The organism is Chitinophaga sp. 9-1-y, assembly GCF_059511905.2.
The window spans coordinates 2534807-2552394 of the sequence record NZ_CM197955.1 but is presented as its reverse complement, the minus strand read 5'-3'; the positions used below and the strand labels follow the sequence as shown (position 1 = coordinate 2552394).

The following is a 17588-nucleotide window of genomic DNA, read 5'->3' as shown; positions in this document are numbered from 1 at the left end:
CTATTACTTTGCATTCGCTTCAAGCGCCTTAGCTATTGCGGCATAAGCGAGCTTGCGCACATAACCTTCTGTCCATAATCCCACAGGCTCGCCTGCACGCCAGCCGGAACCGGCCGGGCTATCCAGCGGGCTCCAAATGGTAATACCATAGCGTTGTTTAGCGGGGATGAGTTCAAAATATTTATCAATCACGTACTTGTACATATCGGCCTGGGCTTTATAATGTTCGGCTGTGGCGGCGGTTGTTTTTACACCAACCCCCAAATCCAGCTCGGACACTTTTATCATTTTCCCGGTGGCAGCGAGCAGCTTAAACATTTCTGCAATTTTATCTTTACTGGCGTTAATGTCAATATGCATCTGGGTGCCAATGCCGTCTACTTTGGCGCCCTGACTTTCGATGTAGTTGACATAAGCAATCAGGCCACGGCATTTATCCAGGTTAAACTCCAGGTTATAGTCGTTAATAAAATGAATGTCTGTAGCATTCCCATATTGACGCGCCATTTTGAACGCGGTTACTGCATAATCCTTACCCAGGTAATCCTGCCAATAGAATTCATCCGGTGCTATATCCGTTTTGCCCACCCCTGTTTTTAACTCGTAAGGTTTACCATCGTCCATGGGTTCATTTACTACATCCCAGGCTTTCACTACGGATTTACCGGCACCTACCATGCCGCTCATCCATTTATCCAGGGCATCCGTGAGGATATGTTTTTTCTCTGCAGCCGTTTTTTCCACTACGGTTGTACTTCCGCCGGAGGCTTTGGCGTTTTTCAGCACCACATCATCAATATAAACGGTGCCTGCAAATTCACCATAGCTAAAAATGAGCCGCGTTCTATCGTTTGTTGTTGCGGTAGTGGACATTGTTACCAATGTCCAGTCGGTGGTTACCTGTATTTGTCCGAATCCATTGGATGAATAGTTAGCACTCTGCAATTCCGGGCGAATAATTCCCGGTGCCGTGCCCTTCACCCAAAAGCTCAACTCGTAGGTAGCGCCATTTTCCAGTGGTGCTGCAAAGTCATAGACGGTTTGTACATCCCAGAAGTTAGCCGATTTAGCCGGATTGGTTACATAAAATGCTTTGCCTTTGTTTCCTACCCCCATACCATCGCCGGTTACACCACGGCTAGAACTGCCACCCCAGCCACCCCAGCCGCCGCCGGATTCAAAATTGCCATTGGTTACCAGGTTGTTCACCAGCGGTGTACCCTGGGTGTCGTATACATACAAATTGTTGATATCAATATAATACGATACCCCAGCTTTATTTTGCATATCAAAATGCAGCTTAATATTGTCGGCAGCAAAATCGTTGATGGTAAAACGGATCTCTTTCCACGAAATATCAGTGGGGAAGGTAGCTGTGGGCGTTCCGGATTTTGTCCAGTCTACCAGCGGTGTATTATTATTTAAACCTTCAAAGGTAATTTTTCCCTCGCCGGCTACATTTGACCGGATATACATGACTACTTCATACTTATGGGTTTTGTTGATGGCAATTCCTGGCGTAACGAGTTGCAAATCGGTAGCGGTTCCGTTAGCCTTTAGCTCCACGGCATTATTACCCGTTCCCATACCCGTTCCCGTAACTACTGAAATACCGTTACCGGCATTGAGTTTGGTCCAGTTCGTAAAACTGTTATCCTTTAGCCCGGTGGCATTTAAATCATTGGGATATGCCGGGGAAGTCACCAGCAAATGAGAGATCAGTCCTTTCAGGTAGCTGGCATTCTGATTGGCATGCCACATCAGGGTATGGCCATATACCTGTATTCCGGCTTCTCCCGCAGTTTGCAGGAGCGATTTCACTTTCGTCAGCTCCAGGCTTCCATCTGCCTGTACCACGGCGCCATGTTTCATTTCGTAGCCTAAAACAATTTCATCGAAGTTCCGGTTGGCCAGCCGGTATTTCACACCTTTATCGAGGTATTCCTGCAGGCCAAGCGCCACGCCCCATTTAAATCCGGGTTGTGTAGCGCGGTTGATATAGCTTTTTAACGCCGGATAAGCATCAATGTCTTCCTGTATAGCAACGCTTTCAGGCTTATTTACATTGAATTCCAGTTTTTGATATTTATTGCAGGAAGTTATCACAACAAATGTCAGGAAACCGGCGGCTATTTTATGAAGTTGATTCATACCAATTACTTTAATGTTGGATAAAAATTATTTGCTCACGGGCGTAAATGTTTCCATGGTAACGGAGCGGTCTCTCATCACCAGTGTATCTGTTGTAGACACCTGCATACCGGGCAATGTTACCTGGTAATTGAGATAAAGTGCATCCCGGTCTTTGCTACCCCAGCTGTTCTTCTCTCCTCTTTTTACAAATTGTCCGTTACCGGTAGCACTGATATTGGGCGTAGCGGAAGAAATCGTACATTTTTCGCCCTCCGTGAACGTGAGCAATAACGTACAGTTCACGTTATTACCATCTTTGTCTTTGAATGCCACCGGGAATTCCAGTTCTTTCATGGATCTTGTGCTTAACTTATTTACCTCATCTTTTTCCACATATTCCTTATGTCGCACTACGGTTTGATTGACAGTTCCGGACACTACATCTTTTCCTCTACGCAGGTAGTTGCCATGCCACTCGTTCACATACTTAATAGCATAGAGGATAAAATCTTTTCCACTCAGGATGGAATCCGCGCCTGCCTTGTTGGTGATACGTAATGGAATCACGTAGGTATTTTTAATAGCCTTCGGATCATTAAAGAAGGCGTCGGTTAGTTGTACCTCTACGCCCCCTGTCAGCGCACCTTCGGGGATAACGATTTTATTGTCTGCCAGTGAATAATAGTTAGCCGGCATCTGCAAAATTTCGTCTTTACCGACGCCAAACAATAAGCCGTTTCCCAAGAGGGAATTATCTACTGAGATGCCAATATTCAGGTTCTTTTTACTGTAGTAAACACCGCCCGTGGTGGCCATGATTTTACATTTGCGCTGATTATCCAGCTCTGTGCTGAAGATATCTTCTCCGAAAGTAATTGTACGCACGGGATATTGATAAGCGAAGTATACCGTTTGATAGGGGTAATCCGGAAACGTTGCGTCTTTATTACATGCTGCCAGCAGCAGCAATATCACGGGCATTATAAACTTCTTCATATTTTCTCTTTTTCAAAAAATCAGTTAAAAATGATCTCTGTGTTTCTGTTAACGCCAGCCTTTATTTTGCTCTAAAGCGCCAAACTTCAGTATTTCGCCGTAGGGAATAGGACCATAGGTCATGAAGGGTTGGAATTGCCGGTTCTCCACATTCATCACAGTGGGAACATTATTCTTTATGCTCACTCCCCTGGCAGTTTCACCCAGGTTCACTTTCCAGCGGCGCAGGTCCCAGAAGCGAAACCCTTCAAAGCATAATTCTATTCTCCGTTCATTCCTGATCAGGTCTCTCATTTGTTCTTTACTGGCTTTCGCTCCTTCCAGCCAGGCGTCACCGTTAGTAGTGCCTATACCAGCCCGTTTACGAATAGCTTTGATGACATCATACGCAGAGAATCCATACTTACCGGCTCCCAATGGGCCCCAGGCTTCATTCGCCGCCTCGGCGTAGTTGAGAAAAATTTCTGTGTACCGGATATGTGGTTTGTAATGACGTTGGTTATTGGCGGAGTTAGGATTCAGGTTAACATCCTGTCGCAGCAGTTTGCGCAGGTAGTAACCAGTCCTGGTAGATGTTCCTACTATGTTAAGGCCATCATTAGTGCCGCCATCTGCGGCGGTATTGATCACGGTATTATTCGGACCCGCGGTGCCACCATTCACCAGGATAAACATGCGCAGGCGGGGATCGCGGTTGGAATAGGGATTGGTGGCATCATAGCCGCTACCGGTGCTTCCAATAGGCAGGCCATTGGCCATGGGAAAAGCATCTACGAGGTTTTGGGTGGGGTTGATGCGTCCGTTGCCAAACAATCCAGGTGGATAATTGGCTTGCTCCAGGTCGCGGTTGTCGCCGTAATTATTTCTCCACAATATTTCAGCGGGGTTGGCGCCATCCGCCAGCCCGGCAATTTCAGCGCCATTGGCGTACCAGGTAAGGCCGTTGGCAGCTAATGCGTTTACGCCTCCCTTCAGTGAAAGTACTTCACCGGCAAAATCGGCGGCATCTGCCCAGGTGGTGGTAGTACCGGTGCTAAAAGCCGGACTGGCTGCCAGCAATGCGGCCTTTGACCGGATTGCTTTTGCAATGCGCCCGGTGAGAAATCCACGGAAAGCGGCACCAAAGGCACGGTCATATTGTTCTTTTGTGATAGTGCCGTATTTAGCAGGAATAAGCGCTGCACTCCCAATATTTTCGTAGTCCAGTGGCAGCATATCATCTGCTACCGACAAATCACTATAAATTTGTTTCATGCAGGCTTCAAAGGTGGCCCGGGGTTTATTGAAATCGGCATCCGATCCCTGCACGGTGGTGATAATAGGTACACCCAGCACCGCACCGCTTTCAGACACCCCTGCATGCGCCTGCAACAAATGATAATAGAAAAGGGCGCGCAGGCCGGCAGCTTCCCCTTTTATCCGCATTGCAAATAATTTACTAACAGCAGGATCGGATACCCATTGCACCGTATCTACATCACGTAATGTGATATTAAGATATTGGATGGCCGCATAGGCATTGGCCCACTGATTCAACGGATTGTTATTGGCCGTCCATTGTCCGTTCGCCATTTTCAGGAAACCATTCGTCTGATCATTTGTTACCGCATCATCGGTGGCTACATCATTAAATGACCAGGAATTAGTAGGGATCCGGTTATAGCCGTTCAGCAATATGCCAAATGGCATCGCAGCATCATTGGGTGGATATTTTTTGGGATTCAGGTCCCGGTTATTTTCAATTTCCGGCACCAGCAGATCTTTACACCCGGCCAACAGTAAAAGGCCGGCCAGCAAAAGGATAATATTTCTTTTCATAAAACGGGAACTTAATTATGCGAAAAAAAGATCAAAACAATCCCTTTATACCAAGGTTATATAAACGTGTTTGCGGAGCGATGCCGACATTCATTTCCATTATTTTACGTTCAGCCGATACCGTTAGTAAGTTAAATCCACTGACATATACCCCCATTTCTTTCAGCACTTTTTTCCTGCCCAGCAAGCTGCTCATATCATAGGAAATCTGCACTTTCGCCAGGTCTATACGATTGGTTTTATACAACCAGAAATCTGAATTGCGGAAATTATTATCACTGGCAAACGTAGTGAGGCGTGGGTATTTGGCCGTTTGTGCTGTTTCAGGCGTCCAGCGGTCTCTGACCACGGCGGAATATTTGTCTTCTCCATCTACCCAAAACCAGGAACTATTTTTCATGTCATATGCGCCAAAGCGTCCTACGCCCAGTGCAAAGAAGGAGAAGTTTCTCCATTTGGCACTCAGGTTAATTCCCAATGTCAGCGGAGAGCCAAACCAGCCACCACGGCCCAGGTATACTTCGTCGCGCGTATCAATAACGCCATCTCCATTCTGATCTTTATATTTGATATCCCCTGGTTTCACCTCACCAAAAGCCTGGGTGGGTGAATTTTTTATATCATCTGCATCACGGAAAAATCCCTGATTTTGCAAACCCCATATAGCGTCCAGTGGTTTACCCTGACGATATTGATAGTTGTCCGCATACAATTCCGCACGTTTGGTAGCCTTCGTTTTATAATAGCTGCCTACCAGTCCGATGGTATAACTTACTTCCCGCACCTTTTTCTGGAAGCTGAGGTTGAAGTCAAGCCCTACGCGTTTGTCGTCGTTATAATTGATATAGGGAATGAAAGAGGAAGATGGGAATCCGGTAGTGAAATAAGAAGGATATAATACATCTGGCTGGATGATGTTGCCGGTCATTTTATTGACGAAGAAATTACCCTGCAGTTTTATTAACTGATGGAAGAAGGAACCATCCAGGCCGATGCTGATTTCTTCTCTTTTGGGAAAACGCATGTCAGGATTGGCACCCCGGCGCGACTCTGTAGCCTGCACGCCTGTACCATCTTTCCAACCAAACCAGCTTCCCTGTGTGGTATATACTCCCTGGTACAAATAATAAGAGGCAATATCCAGGTCTGTATGCAATATCCCTGCAGACGCTGTCAAACGGAGGTCGTCGATTGCAGATATTCCACGCAGGAAAGGAGCATTGCTAAGTCGCCATCCCAGCGACACTGTTGGAGAAAAAGCCGTTCTGTTTCCTTCCGGCAGTTTCGCGCTATGAATCACGGCGCTGCTAAAATCTATGTAATAGGTATTGTTGAAATCATAGCCCAGCTGTAAACCCAGGTTAGCATTGCTGGTACGGTGGTATACCGCGGATTCTGATTGTTGGAAACCATTTACCAATAAAACAGCAGAAAGATGATGCTTATCACGGATGGTGTTCAGGTAATTAAACTGCCCGGTGGCGGCGATCGTTTGACGATACCAGCTATTACTCACGTTTTGTACCCCCGAAGTTGCATCCTGTCCGTATTGTGTCAGGCTACTGATTAGGTCTTTGCCGGAGTAAGTATTCCACGTGGGAGCGTATACCGCATAGTTATTATTAAAAGCCAGGTTATAAGAGGTATTATAATCTACGGCAAATGTGGCGCGGAAGGAAAGTCCCTTCAGCAAATTTCTCAGATCCGCATTCACCCCTGTATTAAACTGGAATTGCCGGCTGATATACTTGTTGTTGCCACCGGCATAGATGGCGGCAAAGGGATTGGTTTGATCCAATTGCGTGCCTCCCAGCAAATACTTTCCATCAATAATATGATTACTGTTTTTCACCAGCACATTGGATGCTTCATCGTCTGCTTCTATCCTGTCTAAAGGAATGAGCGGTGCAAAACGGTAGGGACGTAGGGTAGCTGCACTTCTCCAGTAATCAGTATTGACGCCTCTTCCGGTATAAAAAATAGCACTGGCATCTACATTACAGGAAATATAATCGCTCAGGTTAACGTCTACATTACCGCGCAGGTTGAGGCGATCCGATTTCCCATTTTGGCGTGCCTCTCCAAAATTGAGTAATGACCCGGAATTCTGATAGCCGATATTGGTATAATAACGTGCTTTATTATTTCCGCCGGATATTTCTGCCGTTACATCGTAGCGGCTAAAGAATTTTTTAAGGTATTCATCTGTATAATAATCTACGTCAGGATACCGGTATTTATTCTTCCCGGATGCGTACTGATAAATAGTTTCAGGACTATACAGTTCCGTGAGTCCATCATTACGGCGAGCTTCATTATAAAGCGTCATATACTCCGCTGATCCAAGGTATGCAGGATATGCTTTGGGCACGTTGATCCCGGCATTGGCTCTTACATCAATCCGCTGGTTACCGGCTTTCCCTCTTTTGGTAGTAATATATACCACGCCTTTGGCCGCCCGGCTACCGTATAAGGCCACTGCATTGACACCCTTGAGAAAGGAGATTTGTGCTATTTCGGTGGGTAATACATTGGTGGCATCGCGGGGTACACCATCAATAACCAACAGGTAGCTACCCATTCCCCACATGCTATTGCCATTAAAGCCATTGGCCCAGCTCTCCATATTTTCGAGGCTATAGTTCATGTAGTTTTGTGTCATTTGTGCCGATACATCTACCACAGCAATACCACCCAGTACATCTTTTTTGTTCAACTTGCGGAATGCCACCTGCGCCGTATTATTGTCAGCAGCATTTGATATCGTAATGCCGGAAGTATCTTGTGCCTGCAGCACTGGCATGAAGCCTGTCAGTACTATTGCGGCTATTAATGCTTTCATCTGATTCATGAATTTTTGAAATTAGCGTAAACGATACATGTAGGAATTGCACGTTTTACCATCCAGGATTTTGTGCAAACTCCAGGTACATATTGGCATCGGCATTTTTGAGCGGCAGCCAATAATGTTTCTCGGAATACTTGCGTTCCAGGATGACAGCCTCCCGTAAGTTGAGCACTTTATTATTTTTAGGGTCGGCAGTACTAAATGTTGACGACCGGTCAAACTCAACAGATTTCTTCAGGGTATACGGGCTATGTATCAGCAGCATCCACCTTCTCAAATCATTAAAGCGATGACCTTCAAAAGACAGCTCCACGGCCCGTTCGCGCCGTACTTCGCTCATAAAGTCATCCAACGCACCCGTAAAGCGTGCAGCTACATGTCCCGCTCCTGCGCGGTCACGGATTACATTGATGGCGTCCAAAGCCGTTTTGGTATAGTTACCGGATTTACCCACCGGTGTTCCGTAACCTTCCGCCGCTGCCTCTGCATACATCAGGTATACATCTGCCAGGCGCATGTAAGGCAGGTGTATATTCAGCGCCTTATCATAACTCCAGCCGTTATCAAATCTATTGGCGGTCATCGGGATAAATTTGTAGAGTAAATAACCGGAACGGCTGCCACTGCTGATATCCCGGTAACTGCCGCCGGTGTAAAGATTTGCATAGCGGTTCTTTTCATCTGTTGTAGCACCTTGCACACATTTCACCCCATCGAAAACAATATCATTGTAAAAGCGTGGGTCCCTTCCTTTCCAGGGGTATGCCGGATCGTATCCCGACTCCGGATCCGCCTTTGTGGCATCTTTGATAGGTAGCCCATTCGCCATGCCATAATAATCCACATAGTTGGCAGTGGGCACAAAGGTGATGGCTTCTTCTGTCAGCAGTGCAGGGCCATATTGTTTTGCGGTACCGTAGGTAGAACCGTGTGCACCATAGTAAGGACCGCGAAAGATCGCTTCTGTGCTGCCGGGCATTAACCAGTTTTGGCCAGCGCTGTAAAAATTAGTGTAGTACTTTGAAAAATCTACGAGGCTATAAGGCGCATCGCCGGATTCGCAGCGTTGTAAAAGTTCGCCAAAGGCTTCGGCGGCCTTTTGGCAATAAGTGGCATTATATGATTTACTGCCACCCGACACATAATTCATCAACGGACTTCCTGCCCATAGATAATTTTTCCCGAGATAACCCAGCGCCATGATCTTATTAATGCGCAGCTGATTTTTCCCCAACGTTCTTTTTCCGGCAGTAGTATTATCCCAGTTCACCGGCAGCAGTTTTGCCGCTTCGCTGAAATCAGCTGCTGCTTTATCTGCGCATTCGCTGTATTTAAGCCGGGGCAGTGCTAACTTCTGGTCGCCCGGAAGTACTTTATCAATATAAGGCAGGCCGCCAAAATACTGGATAAACATAAAATGAAACCAGCCCCTGAAAAACAACAACTGCCCTTTAATCAGGTCTTTCTCTTCCTGCGTGGCATCGGTGAGTTTATTAAGATTTTCGAGGCCCATATTAGCTTTACGAATGCCATACCAACCCAGCTTCCACAATGATTTTGCAAAACGATCGTCATTGGTGCTGGTATTGTTCCGGTCCATCCAACCTGCCTGCCAGCCATCAAACTGTGATTGCCAGCCCCAGAAATCACCGTTATCTATTTTTATAATAAAGTGAAAATCCCGTGCGGTAGATTGTATTTCATCTTCTCCCCAATTCCAGGAATTTGTCCAGTAAGCGTTGGTAAAATCAGGTATGCAATGATAGAGTTCTTCGGTATATCCCTGAAAGCCGATGAAAGTCTTAAAGGCATTATCTGCTGATACAATAGACTGAGGTTCCCTGTCGAGGAATTTTTTGCAGGAAGCCAGTCCCAACGTGGCGGTTATACCGGCAGTAGCCAGTAGTACCTTTATATATTTATTCATAACGTGCATGTTTAGAAGGTGAAATTGGCGCCGAGATTATAACGTTTTACTGTAGGGTAAGCTCCCTGCGATGCCCAACCGGTACCGGCAAAATTCGATTCGCGGTCGTCCGGCATCTTGCTCCAGGCAGCCAGGTTATTACCGTTGATATATACTCTCAGTGATTCAAGTCCTACACGTTTTATAAATCCAGTATTGAAGGTATAGGCAATCTCCGCGTTCTTTAAGCGCAGGTAGGAACCGTCAAACATGTACTGCGTACCCCGGTAATAATCGGCCGGAGTGGACAACCAGCGGGGCATAGGCACATTTGCGCCGGTGTTGTTCTTTGACCAGTAGCTACCTTCATTATAAACAGTGTGGCCCTGGGAGTTTAAACTATTAAAAACTACCTGACGGGTAACATTATTGGCGCCATAGAATTGTACAAAAGCACTCAGCCCTTTCCAGTCTACACCCAGGGTGGCATTGTAGGTATTAGTGGGCCACCCGCTATGCCCATAGGGAATATTATCGCGTGCATCAATCACCCCATCGCCGTTATAATCCACGAGATAGTAATTGCCCGGTAACTTTTGATTGTCGTTCGTATTATGCATTGTACTTCCATACAGCTCATCCCAGGTGTTATAATATCCCTGGCTCACATAAGAATAAGCCTGGCCTATTTGCATGCCTTCTGATTTTTGGTAGGCTGGCAGCAATGCAGGGTTATCAGCTTCGATGATTTTATTTTTTGTATGGGTCATATTCAGGTCGGCCCATATCCTGGTTTGCTTAGTTGCCGGGTAGCTGAAATGAAGTTCCAGTTCATACCCCTGAGACGTTACCCGTCCGAGGTTAGCCACCGGCGGCGTAGTTCCGTAATAAGATGGTACAGAAGACCGGTTTGCCAGCAATATTTTGGAGCGTTTGTCCTGGAAGAAATCAGCCTTCCCTTTTATGAATCCTTTGAACAATTCAAAGTCGGTACCCACATTAATTTTTTCCGCCTGTTCCCATTGCACGTTTGGATTACCTACCGTTGCTTCGCGGTACCAGGTGAACGGGCTTTGCTCTGCTGCTTCGCCGGTTGTTCCCAGTCGCGCTTGCCCACCATATGACCATTCGGTGAGATACAAGAAGCGGCCCGCCACATCGTCAAAGCCTGTTTGTCCGTAGGAAGCACGGAATTTCAGCAGATCCAGGAACCGGATATTCTTCATGAATCTTTCATTGGAGACAATCCAGTTCACGCCACCAGAAGAGAAGAACGCAAACCGGTAATCAGGCGCAAATTTTTCGGAGCCATTATAAGCGCCATTGTACTCGAATGTATATTTATCGTTGTAGGTATAAGTGGTACGAAATACCCAGTCTTCCCTGTACGAAGGTATCATGCTGCCATAAGCGGTAATGTTCCGGTTCAGGAGCCCCATAGCAGTTATGCTGTGTTTATCCGCAATGGTTTTGGCATAGTTTAGCTGCAACTGGTAAAACAAGCGACGCTGATTATCCGTCACCGCGCCCGCTGCAGGTGTCCACTTCACCCCTTCCTGGAAATCGAAATTAGTTACGCCGTCAAAAGCGCTCTTATAAAATACGTTTCCTGTGGCAGGATCAATCCATTTGCGTTGTACGTCATTGTAAAGGTCGTTGACCCCCCTGTTACTTTCCACGAAGGTATTGTCCATAGAAAGAGTACCATTAAACTTCAACCCTTTGAGGAGCATATCCAGGTTTTGCTCCACGGTGAAGTCGGTGGTGATGCGGGTAGTGGTCTGGTATTGGATACCGCCAACAGCCAGGCTTCTCGCAGAGTTTTCGGCTCTTCCTTCATTGGGTGCATAATATCCCCAGGAACCGTCGGCGTATACCGGTAAAAATACATCTGGTGCAGTAGTATAAGCATCAATCCATGATCCGTACTGATTGCCTGAAAATCCCCAGGGACTTTTCCGTACGCCATATGATCCAGCGAGATTTACTTTAAAGAGTGTGGACGGTGTTAATTGAAAATCCAGGTTAGACCGGGCGTTTAACCGGTTAAATCCGAAACCAGGTTTATAGCCACGCTTATTATCATAAATTTTAAAAAGATCACCTTCATGTAGAAAGTCTACGCTGGTGAAGTATTTAACAAAATGTGTTCCTCCACTGATATTCACGTTGGCATTTTGCGACATTGCATAATTCTTGAACAATGCTTTTTCCCAATCCACATTGGGATAACGTTCTGCCTCTTCCAGGTTAGCCGGATGGCGGTATTTATCTAAGATGGCCTGAGGGTAATAGTTATTCCAGCTTTCTGGTTTTAATGCCAGTTCGTACTCGATGGCTTCATTAACGGTACGCAGTGCATCATATGAATCTGCTTTACCGGGCAATTTAGAAGGTGCTTTCACGATGCTATTGATTGTAGCACGGATGGCCGCCCTACCTGTTTTTCCTCTTTTAGTAGTAATGAGGATAACGCCATTGGCGCCGCGAGAACCAAATACCGCGGTTGCAGAAGCATCTTTTAACACCGTTACTGTTTCTACAGATCCTATATCCACGCTGGACATAGGGCGTTCTACTCCATCCACCAGGATCAATGGATTGCTGTTGTTCCAGGTACTAAGGCCCCGGATAAGCAGCTGGGGATCTTCTTCCCCTGGTAAACCGGTACTTTGGGCAGTAATCAAACCTGGTACATTTCCGGTAAGGGCAGCACCGATATTTGATACGCCCCCTGCGCGTTCCAGGATTTTACCCGTAGTTTGCGACACTGCCGCCACAACGCTTGTTTTTTTCTGCCGGCCATATCCTACTATCACTACATCTTCCAGCCCTACAACATTACTTTTCAGGACGACAGCTATATTTGATTGTTGCCGGACATTTACTTCCTGCGAGACCTTGCCGATGTAGGTAAAAATCAATACGTGTTTATCGGCTGGAACATGCAACTGAAACTTGCCGTCGTTATCAGTGCTGGTACTGATGCGGGTTTCTTTTACCTGCACCGTGGTGCCAGGGATGGGCACCTTCTTTTCATCCAGCACCACTCCCTGGACCACACGTGCATCCTGGGCCTTTAGTGGAAAACCGGCGAGTGTACCCGACAGTGCCAGCACTGTCACAGCAAGCCATTTCCATGACATTTGCGGAAAAATCATTTTAAACATGGAATTCAAAACATTTAATGTTAGGGCAATAAGGGATGCTGAAAGCTCATACAAAGCCATCAGGCCGGAGCACCGGCTGGAATAATTACAATACGGTAAACGATAGTATCCCTACAGTGTGCTTTTGGATACTACAAGATTGCGTGATAAAATTGAAATTGGTTGTAGCGGGACGTGGTGACCCGGATGCTTTAAAACTTCATAAGTGATCATTTAGCATTTAAACAGACAATTATTCATAACGTAAAAAAGTGTTAGTCGACCAAAGAGATTGAAATAAAAAACAACAATCGAATCTACAATAGGGATAAATATATCAATGGCACGAATCTCCAAAAGGATAGTAATAATGTATAAATAACCTGTAAAACGCGCAATCTGCCGGTATTTAACAAACAGTATTATTTAAACAGCTGTTGCGCAAAATTGAATAAATTATTTCTCCACACCGGCCAGGTATGGCCACCGGGATATTCGCTATAAGTATGTTTGATTTTCAGTTCATCCAACTTTGCCAGCATCAGCTGGCAGTTCTTATAAGCGATATCTTCTTTTCCACCCATTGCAATCCATAGCGTTTTCAGATTGTTATTAATGGTGGCGGCATTAGCTTTCATAAAATCGTATTGGGCTGCTGCCGTGCTGCCTTGCCTTGGCTGCATCCAGCCGGAGCTGAATACGCCCAGCCAGGAAAACAGGTCCGTGTTTTTAATGCCCGTATAAAGTGTATGAATACCACCCATAGATAAACCGGCTAATGCCCTTTTCCCGGCACTGCTGTCAACATGAAAATTTTCCTGTACCAGGGGGATAATCACTTCTTTCAACTCTGACTCAAACGCTTTCAACACAGATTCATCGAAAGCAGGACCACCCATGTTAGCATCCGGCATTACAATCAGCATAGGTGCTGCTTTTTTTGAAGCTATCAGGTTATCCATGATAAGGTCGGTTTTGCCCTGTGTAGCCCAGCCGGTTTCATCCTCCCCGCCACCGTGTAAAATATAGAGTACTGGATATTTTCCGGTTGTATTTGCATCATAGCCGGGCGGCGTATAGATATACAACTGGCGCCAGGAACCGGTCACCTTTGAAAAATATTTCCTGATGCGGATGTCTCCGTGCGGTACCTCTTTTAACGCATAATAGTTGCCACCGGCAAAAGGTATCTCAATACCGCTGGCCATTCTGCCCATGCCATAAAAAGTTTCGCTGGCCGGATCTGCAACCGCCACACCATCTATCAGCAAAGAATAATAATGAAATCCTTCCCCTATGGAATCGGTCGTTACTGTCCATAATCCAGCAGTGTCTTTCACCATATCATATTTGCGGCCCAGGTCTACCTGTACTTTTTGTGCGTCCGGTGCTTTAACGCGGAAGATCACGCGGTGATCGGCTGATACCTGTGGGTACTTTGCATTGCGTACATTGGTTGCTGCTGGTATACCCTCCACCTCGTATTTTGAGAATGTGCTGGTATCTACGGGTTTAAAGATCAACTGGGAGAACATATATAATCCATTCTTCCATACTTTAAAGTCGTGGACACCGGGTTCAATGTAATAGATATGTGGTACGTTGTTTTGTTGCAGGTAGTCGTGGGTGCGTTTACTGAAAGTAATTAATCCGTCGCTGGCGCCGCAGGAGATCCAGAGTAGCTTAATTTGCTGCTTTGCTGCTGCGGGATCCGGCACCAACTGCTCGGGTGTTTTCGTATTGGGCGCAGAGGAGAAACCACCTATCCATGCAAACTTGTCCAGGTTGCCGAGGCCAAAATTCAACGACTGCCCTCCTCCCATCGACAGCCCGGCAATGGCCCGGTGCTCCTTGTCGGTGTACACCGGATACTTCTTTTGTATAAAAGGAATAAGATCATTCAGCAAATCTTTTTCAAACGTAGCAAATGCCTGCACCTTATCGGGTGCCATTATGTTGCCGGTGGCCCTGTCGTCTTTCATGGCCCGGCCATTGGGCATCACAACAATCATCGGCTCAATTTTTCCCTGGGCATACAGGTTATCCAGGATTACCTGGGGTGTGCCTCCTTTTAACCATTCCTTCTCGTCGCCGCCAATACCATGCAACAGGTATAGCACCGGGTATTTCTGCTTCCGGGAAAATCCGGGTGGCGTATAAATCAGCGCTTTGCGCAGGTTGCCCACGGTGGTGGAATGATAACTGATGGTATCAATGCTGCCGTGGGGTATTGCTTCACGGAGTGCATCAAAACCGGGCGGTGCATGTTCAATAACATTTTGTGCAGAAACGGACAGGGTCAATAACAGGGAAATAGCAAGATTAAATATTGTTTTTTTCATATCGCGGAATTTGTTTCAAAATAATAAATGTCAATCAAACAATTAATATAATAACAAGTACAATTTGACAAAGCAGTCCACTATTTGTCTGTTCTTAAGACGCGGATACTTTGAATGGTGATCTCTCCGGGGGATCCTGCGGGGAACCGGACAAAAAGATCATGTTGCCCTGACACCTGTTGCAAACTACCCGTGTGGAGCCTGCGTCCACCCGGCTTAACCTGCACCACAGCAATTTGGGTACCTTTCTCCAGATCGTCTGTAAACAGTTCCAATTGGCCTCCTTTGGCAGCACTGCCCGTTATTTCAACAGCCTTTGCTTCTCTGGCGCGTCCAAAATCTACTCCCGATATCATCAGCCATCCACCGTGTACTGAAGCATTCGTAACGCCTGCATTTTCTCCCTTTATTTTGCTGATGCCATAGTAATTGCTGCTTCCCAGGGCAGGCAACCGGGAAAATCCATCTTTACAAACAAAAAAATGAAAGTCGACCGGGCCTTTTTCTGCAAACAGCCCGATACTTGTGCCTACCCAGCTGTTAAAATCAGGTTGTGCTTTATCAATGGGCACCGCACTCACCGGTGCACCCACCTGTTGCCAGTTTTCGCCGTCTGTGCTACAGAAGCCGGTTAACTGGTGTTCAATCCTTTCCAGTTTAAGCCAAACATCTTTCCCTTTGCGATAAGGCAGTTCTCTTACCGCAGTATCCAATTGAAATACAATACGCGAATTACCGCAATCATAATAAAGACGTGCCACTACACTTTGTTTTCCGTTGGTTAGATAAATGCCACCATGCGCATCCTTAACACCGTTGCCCACATTTACCCGGGTAACGGCCGTGTAATAATGGTCTGTTTCTTTTTGCAGCAGGTGGGTTCTCCCGCTATCGGGCGATAAACGGATCCACCCTTTGCGCAGTGTCAATGAATAGCTGGCAGCTGCGGGTTGTGTTAAAAAATGCCACCAGGGCCCCAGGCTGTCGGTGTCAAAACGATCTGTATGCACGCTGCGCCAGGGAGTATTATTGTTATCCAATGCTGGTTTTACTATTGGCCCACTAACCGGCGCTTCTCCCCAGGGACGATCCCCTTCCCATACAACGCGGTAAAGGGACGTTTGCCGGCCCATGCCGGACCAGTCGTCATGGCCATGCTTCTCATAACTCTGACCTATTGTCCACCAGGTGCCATCTGCCAGTTGTACCGGTGCGGAAATATGATTGGGACGCGGGAACGTATTGTTGGGGTCTGTAATGGGCTTAAAAAAATCACCCAGTCGTTCCCATTTGGAGGAATCGGCCGTTAGGGCGGTTGTCCGCAGTACATACTGACCGCCGGATACATCGCCGGCCGGGAAATAATAGTAGTAGCCATTTCGTTTGCACATCACCGGGCCCTCCGCCCAGCTGTACTGCAGTGCAGCGTTCATCCAATCCAGGTTGATCACGGAGTCAGTGAGCTGGCCATCCTTCCCAAGTGCCTGCAGCCGGTTTACCTTCTGGCCATTTTTTATCACCATATAAGGCTTACCGTCATCGTCTACAAAAATGGAATTATCATAACCGAGTGGCCCCGTTTGCACATTCTCCTTTACCCGCGCCGGAGCAGTCCAGGGCCCTGCTGGCGACGAAGCTTTCGAAAACCATTGTCCTCCGGAAGAAAAATAGATCCACCATGACCCATAAAAATAGGTGATGGCGCCCTGCCATACCCCGCTACCAGGGCGATCGGCCACCATCGCGCTATGGTTAGGCAACAATACACGGCTGATCACTTTCCAATGTACCAGGTCGGTGGAATGATAAATGGGGAGATAAGGATTAAAATGAAAAGAAGAACCACAGTGATAGAAGTCATTGCCCATCTTCAATAACGTAGGATCTGGATGATCACCGGGCAAAACCGGGTTCACATAAGTATTTACCCCGGCATAAAAATGTGCAGCCGCCGTTGCCGATACCGGCTGCGGATTGGTTTTCCATGCCGGGCCACCTTGTTGAGCAAACCCGTTCTGTAGCGCCAGACTTAAATATATAACAACAAAAACTATTGATCGTAAAACCATTTGGTGGGTATTTTTTTGTGAAGACAAGATAATCAGCCGCCCTCTCAACCAACTGCCACAAATGTTGAAATGATGAGTAAAAATGTTTTACCGGGAAATATAAAGTGCAAAAAATGCCTCCGGTTAAGTACCGTCGGACGAGATATCTTTTTAAAAAAATTTAAAATAACTGTTAAATTGACAGTTATATAAATTTACATCGTTGCAGCGGCAGCATATTTTCTGCACCTATTACTTATACATATGGTGGCGGTTATTAAGATACATATAGGTTCATCTTCCCTACTCTTTCATTATTTAGTCAAGGGCATCATCTTCTTGAATAAA

General features: G+C 46.4%; 8 protein-coding genes. All 8 read right to left on the bottom strand.

Annotated features, from left to right (window positions below; translation table 11 throughout):
- Nucleotides 1-3 precede the first annotated feature (3 nt).
- Complete coding sequence (locus AC5ZC7_RS10145; protein WP_496159421.1) at nt 4-2151, bottom strand: endo-1,4-beta-xylanase; 2148 nt, start codon at nt 2149-2151, stop codon at nt 4-6.
- Between the two features lie 27 nt (nt 2152-2178).
- Nucleotides 2179-3129, bottom strand: a complete 951-nt coding sequence (locus tag AC5ZC7_RS10140) for a DUF5627 domain-containing protein (protein ID WP_496159422.1) — start codon at nt 3127-3129, stop codon at nt 2179-2181.
- 48 nt (nt 3130-3177) lie between these two features.
- Entirely contained in the window at nt 3178-4947 is a 1770-nt protein-coding gene (locus AC5ZC7_RS10135) for a RagB/SusD family nutrient uptake outer membrane protein (RefSeq protein ID WP_496159423.1), read from the bottom strand.
- 31 nt (nt 4948-4978) lie between these two features.
- A complete protein-coding gene (locus AC5ZC7_RS10130; protein ID WP_496159424.1) occupies nt 4979-7789 on the bottom strand; it encodes a SusC/RagA family TonB-linked outer membrane protein in 2811 nt (936 codons plus the stop codon).
- A 55-nt stretch (nt 7790-7844) separates the two neighbouring features.
- Nucleotides 7845-9722 carry a RagB/SusD family nutrient uptake outer membrane protein gene (locus tag AC5ZC7_RS10125; protein ID WP_496159425.1) on the bottom strand — a complete coding sequence of 626 codons (1878 nt, stop codon included), beginning with the start codon at nt 9720-9722 and terminating at the stop codon, nt 7845-7847.
- Nucleotides 9723-9733: 11 nt separating this feature from the next.
- Nucleotides 9734-12847, bottom strand: coding sequence for a SusC/RagA family TonB-linked outer membrane protein (locus AC5ZC7_RS10120; protein WP_496159426.1), 3114 nt, complete (start codon nt 12845-12847; stop codon nt 9734-9736).
- A 425-nt stretch (nt 12848-13272) separates the two neighbouring features.
- Complete coding sequence (locus AC5ZC7_RS10115) at nt 13273-15192, bottom strand: alpha/beta hydrolase-fold protein (protein ID WP_496159427.1); 1920 nt, start codon at nt 15190-15192, stop codon at nt 13273-13275.
- Between the two features lie 80 nt (nt 15193-15272).
- Nucleotides 15273-17261 carry a family 43 glycosylhydrolase gene (locus tag AC5ZC7_RS10110; RefSeq protein WP_496159428.1) on the bottom strand — a complete coding sequence of 663 codons (1989 nt, stop codon included), beginning with the start codon at nt 17259-17261 and terminating at the stop codon, nt 15273-15275.
- Nucleotides 17262-17588: the final 327 nt, after the last annotated feature.

Excerpts from the sequence above, each read along its gene's own strand:
- AC5ZC7_RS10125 (WP_496159425.1), bottom strand. The coding sequence starts at position 9,722 with ATGAATAAATATATAAAGGTACTACTGGCTACTGCCGGTATAACCGCC.
- AC5ZC7_RS10140 (WP_496159422.1), bottom strand. The coding sequence starts at position 3,129 with ATGAAGAAGTTTATAATGCCCGTGATATTGCTGCTGCTGGCAGCATGT.
- AC5ZC7_RS10130 (WP_496159424.1), bottom strand. The coding sequence starts at position 7,789 with ATGAAAGCATTAATAGCCGCAATAGTACTGACAGGCTTCATGCCAGTG.
- AC5ZC7_RS10135 (WP_496159423.1), bottom strand. The coding sequence starts at position 4,947 with ATGAAAAGAAATATTATCCTTTTGCTGGCCGGCCTTTTACTGTTGGCC.
- AC5ZC7_RS10145 (WP_496159421.1), bottom strand. The coding sequence starts at position 2,151 with ATGAATCAACTTCATAAAATAGCCGCCGGTTTCCTGACATTTGTTGTG.
- AC5ZC7_RS10115 (WP_496159427.1), bottom strand. The coding sequence starts at position 15,192 with ATGAAAAAAACAATATTTAATCTTGCTATTTCCCTGTTATTGACCCTG.
- AC5ZC7_RS10120 (WP_496159426.1), bottom strand. The coding sequence starts at position 12,847 with ATGTCATGGAAATGGCTTGCTGTGACAGTGCTGGCACTGTCGGGTACA.
- AC5ZC7_RS10110 (WP_496159428.1), bottom strand. The coding sequence starts at position 17,261 with ATGGTTTTACGATCAATAGTTTTTGTTGTTATATATTTAAGTCTGGCG.